The 10,099-nt window shown below is 35.2% G+C and carries 9 protein-coding genes; 3 read left to right on the top strand and 6 right to left on the bottom strand.

Annotated features, from left to right (window positions below; genetic code table 11):
* The first annotated feature begins 141 nt into the window (after positions 1-141).
* Genes mnmA through ABIZ51_03665 form a run of 3 tightly spaced genes read left to right on the top strand, consistent with a single transcriptional unit; the run spans position 142 to position 3,691 of the window.
* On the top strand, positions 142-1,236 hold the full coding sequence (gene mnmA / locus ABIZ51_03675) for a tRNA 2-thiouridine(34) synthase MnmA (protein MEO7087875.1): 1,095 nt from the start codon (positions 142-144) through the stop codon (positions 1,234-1,236).
* 36 nt (positions 1,237-1,272) lie between these two features.
* Positions 1,273-2,001: a hypothetical protein gene (locus ABIZ51_03670; protein MEO7087874.1), complete on the top strand. Its 729-nt coding sequence runs from the start codon at positions 1,273-1,275 to the stop codon at positions 1,999-2,001.
* Between the two features lie 25 nt (positions 2,002-2,026).
* On the top strand, positions 2,027-3,691 hold the full coding sequence (locus ABIZ51_03665; GenBank protein MEO7087873.1) for a S8 family serine peptidase: 1,665 nt from the start codon (positions 2,027-2,029) through the stop codon (positions 3,689-3,691).
* A gap of 228 nt (positions 3,692-3,919) precedes the next feature.
* Here ABIZ51_03665 and ABIZ51_03660 read toward each other — a convergent pair whose 3' ends face one another.
* The 6 genes from ABIZ51_03660 to ABIZ51_03635 form a co-directional block, all read right to left on the bottom strand.
* A complete protein-coding gene (locus ABIZ51_03660; protein MEO7087872.1) occupies positions 3,920-5,902 on the bottom strand; it encodes a tetratricopeptide repeat protein in 1,983 nt (660 codons plus the stop codon).
* A gap of 40 nt (positions 5,903-5,942) precedes the next feature.
* Positions 5,943-7,040, bottom strand: coding sequence for a BamA/TamA family outer membrane protein (locus ABIZ51_03655; protein ID MEO7087871.1), 1,098 nt, complete (start codon positions 7,038-7,040; stop codon positions 5,943-5,945).
* Between the two features lie 106 nt (positions 7,041-7,146).
* On the bottom strand, positions 7,147-7,992 hold the full coding sequence (locus ABIZ51_03650; GenBank protein ID MEO7087870.1) for a phosphatidate cytidylyltransferase: 846 nt from the start codon (positions 7,990-7,992) through the stop codon (positions 7,147-7,149).
* On the bottom strand, positions 7,985-8,191 hold the full coding sequence (locus ABIZ51_03645; GenBank protein MEO7087869.1) for a DUF2007 domain-containing protein: 207 nt from the start codon (positions 8,189-8,191) through the stop codon (positions 7,985-7,987). Before ABIZ51_03645 ends, ABIZ51_03650 begins: the two co-directional genes overlap by 8 nt.
* A 5-nt stretch (positions 8,192-8,196) precedes the next feature.
* Positions 8,197-8,850, bottom strand: coding sequence for an LUD domain-containing protein (locus ABIZ51_03640; GenBank protein ID MEO7087868.1), 654 nt, complete (start codon positions 8,848-8,850; stop codon positions 8,197-8,199).
* A 43-nt stretch (positions 8,851-8,893) separates the two neighbouring features.
* A partial coding sequence (locus ABIZ51_03635) for an AAA family ATPase (GenBank protein ID MEO7087867.1) occupies positions 8,894-10,099 on the bottom strand: 1,206 nt, incomplete at its 5' end.

Here is a 10,099-nt window from a genome sequence, read left to right as displayed (position 1 = left end):
AATATCTTTGTATCTTGTTCTATCTTGACTCTTGTATCTTACGTTCTGGCATCTTGCTCTTAGCTTCTTCTCGAATCACCAAATCGTCAAATTCTATATTCAGCAAATTTTCAGGCTTGTAATAAGTATCTTTGCAAAATTATGAGCAAGCACGGCAGGATTTTAGTGGCAATGAGCGGAGGGGTTGATAGTTCGGTAGCAGCAGTTATGCTGCATGAGCAGGGCTATGAAGTGATAGGGCTTACTATGAAAACCTGGGACTACGCCTCGTCTGGCGGAAGTTCAAAAGAAACCGGCTGCTGCAGCCTTGACAGCATTAATGATGCCCGCGCTTTAGCAGTTGGTTATGGCTTTCCTCATTACATATTAGATATAAGAAGTGAGTTCGGTGATTTTGTGATCGACAATTTTGTGGATGAGTACCTGGCCGGCCGCACCCCTAACCCGTGTGTGTTATGCAATACGCATATAAAGTGGGAAGCGTTATTAAAACGTGCAGATATGTTGGGCTGCGACTTCATTGCAACCGGACATTATGCACAAATTCGTTTTGAAAATAATCGCTACGTTGTTTCCAAAGGTTTGGATGAAACCAAAGATCAATCCTACGTTTTATGGGGATTAACGCAAGAAAGTTTGAAGCGCACTATTTTTCCTTTGGGAGGCTTTCATAAAAAAGAAATTCGCCAAATGGCGAAAGACAGAGGCTACGAAGAGCTTGCCAACAAAAGCGAAAGCTATGAAATTTGTTTTGTTCCAGACAATGATTACCGCGGTTTTTTAAAACGTAAAGTGGAAGGTTTGGAAGAAAAAGTGGATGGCGGCGATTTTGTTTTAACCAACGGAGAAAAAATTGGCAAACACAAAGGGTATCCGTTTTATACGATTGGTCAACGCAAAGGCTTGGAAATTGCTTTGGGAGAACCAGTTTTTGTTACAGAAATTATTCCGGAAACAAATACAGTTGTGCTCGGTTCCAAACAAGATTTGGAAAAACAACAAATGTCGGTGCGAAATTTCAATCTTGTCAAATATGCAAGTTTGCCCGAAAATTTTGAAACACTTACAAAAATAAGATACAAAGATCCAGGAACGATGAGCTTTGTTACAGAGAAAAACGGAAAATTAGAAGTACTTTTTCATCAACCAGTTTCAGCAATTGCGCCTGGACAATCAGCGGTATTTTACGAAGGAAATGATTTAATTGGCGGTGGGTTTATCGAACGTCAACTTTAAACGGATGAAAAAAAGTTTTCTTAAACATTTTTAAAAATGGCTTCGAAAAAATATTTTTTTCAGCACCTTTTTTTACTCGGAATTTTTTTTTCGATTGTCTTGTTTTCTTGTAAAAAAGATACGCCAGCTTCCATTAATTTCGGATACAATTACTTTCCATACAAAGTAAATAATTATTGGATTTACGATGTAGATTCCTTGGTGTTTAACAGTTTCACAAACAAAGTGGATACTTTTATTTTTCAAGAAAAAGAACACATTGACTCCATTATTAAAGACAATACAGGGAGACCAACTTATGTGATTAGTCGCTATAAAAGAGTTTACAATCCAAGTATTCCTTACAATAATGAAACGTGGATTTTTAAAAATGTTTGTGTAGCAAATATCACTACCACTACAGCGGAGCGCGTGGAAGACAATCAGCGTTTCGTAAAATTAATTTTTCCGACACAATTAAATACTACATGGAACGGCAATGCTCAGAACACGCTGGGCGATTGGAATTATCAATATACTGCTGTTGATATTCCGGCAACATACGAGAGCAAACGATTTGATTCTACCGCAACCGTAACACAAATCAATAATACCAATCTTATTCAAAAGCAATATTATATTGAAGTATATGCACGCAATGTGGGTTTGGTGTACAAACAAATTATTGATGTACAATCTGACAGTATTACGGCAATGCCTTTAATGAACCGTATTAATAGCGGAATTGAATATACGATGACAATTAACTCTTACGGCAACGATTAAAAAATAATTTTTCAAAACTTAAAAAATGAAAAAAATAATTTTACTTTTTTTAATTGTTTGCTCCTCTATAATGAGCCAAGCGCAAGCACCTACCAAATATTTTATTCGCTTTACGGATAAAAATAGCAGCCCCTACTCTATTTCTAATCCTTCCGCGTTTCTGTCGGCAAAAGCCATCAACAGAAGATTAGCACACGGCATTAGTGTAAACGAAACGGATATTCCCGTTAATCAATGGTATTTAGATAGCTTGACAAATATCGGTGTAACGCTTTTAAATATTTCACGTTGGTTCAATGGAGTTTCAATTTATACAACTGATTCTACAAAATTAATACGCATAAATGCTTTACCATTTGTGGTTTCTTCCACTCCTGTTTTTAGGATAAACCCAAATGGAAATTCAGCAGGAAACATTAAAAATTTAGTGGAAAATTCGCGCGCGCCTTTAAATCCTGAAACTTCAGGATATAATTATGGCGTTTCCTATAATCAGATTCATCAAATAAATGGTGATTGTTTACACAACTCAGGATTTCACGGAGAAGGAATGACGATTGCTATTTTAGATGCCGGCTTTAATGGTGCTGATACAATGCTGGTTTTCGATAGTTTACGTACCAATAATCAAATACTCGGAACCAAAGATTTTGTACAACCTGGCGGAAATGTTTACACACAATATATACATGGAATGGATGTATTATCAACCATTGGAGGTAATCTTCCAGGACAATTAGTTGGTACTGCACCAAAAGCAAAATTTTATTTATTGCGCAGTGAGGATGCTGCTACAGAAAATATTATTGAAGAATACAATTGGGTTTCTGCTGCCGAATATGCCGACAGCGCGGGAGCTGATATTATAAGCACATCCTTGGGCTATACCACATTTGATAAAGCCTATCAAAATCACACTTATTCAGAAACAAACGGACATACAGCTCCTATAACTATTGCTGCAGAAATGGCTTCAGACAAAGGGATATTAGTGGTTTGCAGTGCTGGAAATTCCGCAACACAACCTTGGCATTACATTGGTTTTCCTGCGGATGCAGATAGCGTACTAACAGTGGGAGCAGTTGAACCTAATGGAATATACGCTTCTTTTAGCTCTACCGGTCCTACAGTAGATCATCGTGTAAAACCAGATGTAGCGGCTCAGGGAGATCCTGCAGTAGTTGCTAATCAAGCTGGAGGAATTACTTACGAAAGTGGCACTTCTTTTTCTTGTCCAATAACAGCGGGTGCAGTAGCATGTTTGTGGCAAGCACATCCAACACTGAGTAATATGCAATTGATACAAAGTATTCGCGAAAGTGCCAATCAATACACACATCCAGATTCTTTGCTGGGTTACGGCATTCCTGATTTTTGTGCTGCAAGCACTATTTTAACAGGAATGGATGAACTCGGAATTTCTGCTGGAAATATGTTAAGCGCATCTATTTATCCAAATCCTTTTCAAGGAAATTTTTATTGTTCCGTGCGTTGTTCCGTTAATACTGTTGCGATTATTCAATTACGCGATGTACTCGGAAGGCTTATCTTCAGTACCGAAAAAACAATTTATTCAAATTCGGATAACATTTTATATTTCGATAAAGAAAGTGAGATAAGGAGCGGAATTTATTTTTTGAATATTTCCACTTCTCTACAAAATCGCACTCTTAAGTTGGTGAAAGAATAAGTTATAAAAGGATTAGATGATTTTCTGAGCTAAATTTAGCAGCTCGAAAAAATAATTTTTCAAACGCTTTTTTGCGGATGATTTTGAGCCATACTCCATCGGGGGCAAGTATTGCAATGATTTCTTCTCAAGAAACATCCTGAAAAAAGAATACTACAAGAAAGCAAAAACAGGAAATAAACGAACATTTTTTTACAGTATTTTTTCATCCGAAATCTTTTTACAAAGTTATTTTTTTTCTGCTTTACCTTGAACAGAAACAGCTAAATTATTTTTCAATAATTGATTATTGGGATTTATTTTCAAACCTTTTTCGCCAGCAGTAATCGCGTTGTCCCACTGTTTCAACATATTGTAAGAAGTACAAATATTGTTGTACGCCAAATCATAATCTGGTTTAAGTTGCAATGCTTTGTTAGCTGCATCAATACTCATTTGATAATTTCCGGCTAAATAATATTGCAAACTCAAATTCAAATAATTCTCGGCTGTCGGATTTTGTTTCACCAATTGAAAAGCTGTATTTAAATTGGAAGAATCTTTTGTACTGGATATATTATTGAACGTAAGCTCTTTTTGATACAAATTTTTCATTCCAAAATGGTCTGGACTGATTGCTAATCCTTGTTTTAAAATATCAAGTGCCTCTTTTGTTCTACCTTGTTCTGCTAAAAATTTTCCGTAAAAATAATAGCATTCTGGATTTTTAGGATCGCAGACTAAACCTTTTTTATAATTTACTTCTGCTTCCGCAACTTTATTTTCCGCATTTTTCAATACACCTAAATTGATGTAAATATAGGAGTAGTTGGGCCAAATAGACTGAGCTTTATCGAAACAGGATTCCGCTAAAGGGAAATTTCCTATAGCCATTACAGCATTTCCGTAATTCATCCAACCTCTTCCATTGTTCGGGCTTTTTTCTGTTACATCTTTCCACAACAATACATCCGAACTCCAAATTTTATTTCGGTAATGTGCTCCGTAGGCATTTGCTATCAATATAAACGATAAAAAAAGCAGAAAAAAGCTTTTTGAAAAAATATTTTTTTGAATCTGATTTTTATAGTTCTCACAAAGTAATCGAATGCTCCAAGAAAAAGAAATAAATAATCCGAGATACGGAAAAAAAGTACGGTGATCATTCAATACTTCGGCAAGCGGAACAACACTTGAAGTGGGAATAAGCGCAATGAAAAACCAAAGAATACCAAATGCAATCGGGCGTGTTTTTTCGTTTTTAGAAGTATAAATAGCAAGAAAAATTAATCCTAAAATAAAAAGTATTCCTGCCAAAAACCGATCATCAAAAACATTTGTAATTAATGTCCAATCGGTATCCGCCGAAAGATTCATCGGAAATAAAAAATCATTAAAATAATGAACAATTACAAAAGGCTGCGTAATGAGATATTGCAAGCGACTTCCGCCACCGAAAGTTAAATTTAGCGGCAACATTTTTTCATAAAAAATAAATAATATCGCGCCAAGCACAAATGCAGGAAGCGTTTCAAGAAAAACAGAAAAAAACATTTTGAAATTTCTTTTTTGAAAAAAATGTGCTAACGAAATTTTTTTTTCAAAAAATAGAATATAGAAAAACAGCAAAGGTGCAAACATAATACTTGGTTCTTTTACTGAAAAACCAATGATTACAGGTAATAAATAGAAATATTTTTTTCGCCACGAAGGTTTATAAATATAAATGATGAAAGCTAAAACAACCATTAAAGTGGAAAATAAATCGTCACGCGAAATAATGTAATTAACAGTTTCGGCATTTGCCGTGTGTAGCCAAAACCAAGCTACAGCGAAGAATGCAAAAAACTTATTGATTTCACTTTTAAAAGCGGTATCAAAAATAGTGAGAATGAAAAAGTAGAATAAAATACCGAGCGCAATAAAAGAGCAAAAAATAGTACAGTGAAAATAAAAAGGAATCGGATGATTTTGCCCACCAAGCCAAACATCTATCGCGTTCAGCGTGGTAAGTCCTGGACGATACGTTTGATTTGCCGGCAAAGTGCTAAAAGTAGTGGCATCTGTAAAAAAATGCGGAATATTTTTAAGCGATAAAATAGCCGTATTATTGACAATCGTATGCGAATCATCAAATTGAAAAGGATTGTTGAAATGATTGGAATAAATATAAAAGACGAGCAAAATCAATGTTGTCCAGAGGACTAACCAAAAATATTTTTTTTTATCCATTTTCCTGTTTCAAATCTATCCCCGAATATAAAAAATATTTTTAAAACGCTTCGGCAATATTAAAATAAAAAACACCTTGCTCCTGTTGCGTAATACCATAATCTAAACGCATATTCAGTTTTTCAGAACTGTTAATGGCATAACGAATGCCGCCACCAGCAGTATATTTTAGTTCATTAATCGTAATGTCCTGAATGGTATGGCTGACTTCTCCCAAACCAAAAAAACCGACAAGTCCAAAACGCCACCAAACCGGAACTCGATATTCCGCTTGCCCTGCAACCAAATCATTGTCTTTAAAACGACCTTGGTAAAAACCGCGCATCATATCAGAACCGCCTAAAGAAGCCAAGCTTCTGACAGGAACATTTCCATTATTTATATTGCAAACAATTTGTCCAGCTAATACTTGATCTTCATAAATTGTTACGTATTTCCGCATATCTAAAAGATAATTTGTATAATTAAAAGTACTTCCTAAAACACTTCCAAAAACAGTATAGGTCATTTGCGCAAATTGTCCTTTTGTGGGCCAAAAAGCATTGTTTCGATTGTCGAATGCCGCAATTAATCCCAAGCCAGAAGTAGTTCCGCCAAAACGTCCTACAACATTTTCTTGATCAAAAAGTCCGTTGGCAGTATAATCTAAATCAATCACTCGCTGCAATTCGTAAGAAATACCTACAAAAAATTGTTCGTATATTTTTTTCATGAATTCGGGATGAATGTAAAATTGGCGATACGTATAATTTTCCACATTGTTATCGGGCGTGTTGTTTCCAATTCCCCAAAATTTATCCGGAAAATAGCTGTACGAAAAATAATTTTTCAAAATGTATTTTTCGCCCGGAAAAAAAATATCGCCAGAAGCCACTACAATCGTTTGCTTATCTAAGGTGTACAAGCCAAGCAAATTCATATTGGATGTTCGTAAATTATTATCTTTTTTTTGATATTTGAAAAAATACGAAGCCAATCCTCCGAAACCCCAACTTGTTTCGGGCGATTCTGTAATAGCAGGAAATAACAAAAAAGGTTTTTTATGTGGAAATCGAATCGAATCCTGAATGCCGCTAGAGGTTTTGGCAGAAACGCTAGCACTCAATAAAATTGCAAAAACTAAATACTTGAAACGCATAAAATGTAATAAGCGGCTAAATTAAGGCTAATTTGTTATTTTAAATGGCGGGCTTTGAAAAATTATTTTTTTGAGATGGTAAATTTTGTATTTATCTAAGAGGAAATTAAAATGGACGCAAATCCAAGTGCGCAAAAATTAAAAGATACGCAATGACAAAAGGCGTAGAAATAAGCACCGCATCAAAGCGATCTAAAATTCCACCATGTCCAGGTAAAATTTTTCCGGAATCCTTTACGTTAATACTGCGTTTAAAAAGCGATTCTACCAAATCGCCTAAAGAGCCGATAATGCTCACAATTAATGCAATTACAATCCAATCAACCAAACGTAATTGAGTGAAAAAATGAGCAATTACAAAAGCAATTGCAATGCTTAAAATAACACCGCCAATGGTTCCTTCCCATGTTTTTTTTGGTGAAATACGCTCGAATAATTTATGTTTCCCAAAAGCTCTTCCGCACAAATACGCACCTGTATCGTTTGTCCACATCAAGAAAAAATAGCCAAGAATAATTTTTGAAGGATTGTAATTAATATATTGGAAATACAATAAGTCTAAAAGTCCAAAAGGAAGTGCAACATAAAATACTCCCAAAAATGTGTAAGCAATATTGGTAAATGGTTTTTCTTTTTTACGAAACAACTCAACTATGAAAGCAGTAAAGAAAATCGGAATGATAATAACCATTAAAACAAAAAAGGAAATCGGAAGATTATATGTTTCAAATGGATTTGCAAATGAAATATAAACCAACGCTCCGATAATAATTCCAAAATATTTTTGTGGATGAATGTTATCTCTTTCCACCAGCGAATAAAATTCCAATAAACCAAGCACAGTAATTAGTAAAAATAACGCAGCGAAGGAATAATAATTCCAAAGAATGCAACCAATTAAAACGGCTACAAATAAAATTCCGGTAAGTGTACGTTGAAAAAAATTATTCATTTTTATCTTGATTAAGTATTTGCGTGGCTCGCATCGCATCATCACGATTTACGTAAAGTTCTAAGGCTCCAATTTTATAAAAAGAATCTTGGTGATTTATAATTACGTTCGGAATTTCCTCACTATCCAAAATCGTTTTATATAAATTAACAGTATAATTATTTGCCGAACTAAAAACCATAACCCAATCTTTTTCCATGAAATTTAGGCTTGAACAGAAATATCATCAATCAAAAAAACAAAAATATCTCGCGGTCCGTGCGCTCCTTGAATCAATGTTTTTTCAATGTCAGAAGTGCTGCTTGCTCCTGAAATAGCAGTAATCATTGAAGGTAATTTATTTTCATATTTCGCAGTTATTTGTTTCAACGCTTCTTTCAACGTAAACACCAATTGCGAAGAATAGGCGACCACCAAATGCACTTCCGAATAAAAAGGCAATCGTCTGCCAGATGCTTGGCGCGAACTTACCAAAACAGTTCCAGTGCGCGCAACAAGCGATTCGCAAGTAGTAAGTCCAATTTTTGCAGCGGCTAAATTTTCGGACGAATCAAAAAAAGAAATTTTTTCTTTCTTAAGCAATTCTTTTATCTCGGGTTCGAAACAAAAAATATCCGACCAATTATTATCTTTAATCAAAAAAGAAAAGTTCTCTAAAAATTCATTTTCGTTTTCACAAAAAATAAATTTTCCGTTAAGTGCGGAAAATTTTTGAGCAAAAGTTATTTCTAATGAATCTTCGGAAGCCTTGTAAATAGGAGATGAGAAATCTAAATTACTGTAATCGGTTTCTGATTTATACATCAATGCCTTTCTGATTTTCTTCAGCATTTTTTCTTTTGATGTACTTTCCTGCATGATGTAGCGCGTGTTAAAATTTCACGTTCAAAAAATTATTTTTTCAAGACTGCTTTTCGTCGCCTGCCGAAATAGTTGGAACAGCTGGTTTTTCTGCTTCACTCTGCGGAACAGTAACTACAATATTTTCAGGAGAAGTGGAAGTGCTTGTTGTCGTATTTTGAATCACTTTTTTTTCTACAAATTCAGGTTTATCAAAAGGACGTTTTCCAAAAATAGTTTCCAAATCTTCTTTGAAAATAACTTCTCTTTCTAATAATAAGTTGGCTAATTTCGAAAGTAATTCTTGATTTTTTGTCAATAAATCTTTCGTGCGTTTGTAAGCGCTTTCTATCAATGCACTCACTTCGTTGTCAATCAATTCAGCGGTTTTTTCGCTGTAAGGTTTTGTAAATCCATATTCATTTGCTCCGCTCGAATCGTAAAAACTAACGTTTCCGATTTTTTTACTCAAACCATAATACACCACCATCGCATAAGCTTGTTTCGTAATTTTTTCCAAATCGCTCAAAGCACCGGTAGATATTTTTCCAAAAATAATTTCTTCGGCAGCCCTTCCGCCAAGCGCGGCACACATTTCATCAAAGAGTTGTTCGGTAGTTGTAATCTGGCGTTCTTCTGGCAAATACCAAGCAGCACCTAACGATCTTCCTCTCGGCACGATGGTTACTTTTACCAATGGATGCGCGTGTTCCAACAACCAACTTACAGAAGCGTGACCAGCTTCGTGATACGCAATCACCTTTTTTTCTTGAACGGAAATAATTTTATTTTTCTTTTCCAATCCTCCGATAATACGATCTACTGCATCTAAAAAATCTTGCTTTCCAATCATTAATTTTTCGTGACGTGCTGCAATCAAAGCCGCTTCATTACAGATATTGGCAATATCAGCACCCGAAAATCCGGGTGTTTGTTTTGCCAAAAAATCCACTTCCACCGTTTGGTCAATTTTCAACGGTTTTAAATGCACTGCAAAAATTTCTTTTCGCTCGTTTAAATCCGGCATATCCACATAAATTTGTCTATCAAAACGACCTGCACGCATCAAAGCGCGATCTAAAATATCCGCACGATTTGTTGCGGCTAAAATAATAACGCCACTATTTGTTCCGAAACCATCCATTTCAGTGAGTAATTGGTTGAGCGTATTTTCGCGTTCATCATTTGCTCCGTGAGCTGGGTTTTTACCACGCGCTCTTCCAATCGCATCAATTTCATCAATAAAAATAATACAAGGAGCTTTTTC

The organism is Bacteroidia bacterium (assembly GCA_039924845.1).
Classification (GTDB): domain Bacteria; phylum Bacteroidota; class Bacteroidia; order DATLTG01; family DATLTG01; genus DATLTG01.
Note: the sequence above shows the minus strand (reverse complement) of the source record. Positions and strands in the feature narration are given on the sequence as shown.

Coding starts and splice junctions, on each gene's coding strand:
- mnmA (MEO7087875.1), top strand. CDS start 142: ATGAGCAAGCACGGCAGGATTTTAGTGGCAATGAGCGGAGGGGTTGAT.
- ABIZ51_03670 (MEO7087874.1), top strand. CDS start 1,273: ATGGCTTCGAAAAAATATTTTTTTCAGCACCTTTTTTTACTCGGAATT.
- ABIZ51_03645 (MEO7087869.1), bottom strand. CDS start 8,191: ATGGAAAAAGATTGGGTTATGGTTTTTAGTTCGGCAAATAATTATACT.
- ABIZ51_03650 (MEO7087870.1), bottom strand. CDS start 7,992: ATGAATAATTTTTTTCAACGTACACTTACCGGAATTTTATTTGTAGCC.
- ABIZ51_03655 (MEO7087871.1), bottom strand. CDS start 7,040: ATGCGTTTCAAGTATTTAGTTTTTGCAATTTTATTGAGTGCTAGCGTT.
- ABIZ51_03665 (MEO7087873.1), top strand. CDS start 2,027: ATGAAAAAAATAATTTTACTTTTTTTAATTGTTTGCTCCTCTATAATG.
- ABIZ51_03660 (MEO7087872.1), bottom strand. CDS start 5,902: ATGGATAAAAAAAAATATTTTTGGTTAGTCCTCTGGACAACATTGATT.
- ABIZ51_03640 (MEO7087868.1), bottom strand. CDS start 8,850: ATGCAGGAAAGTACATCAAAAGAAAAAATGCTGAAGAAAATCAGAAAG.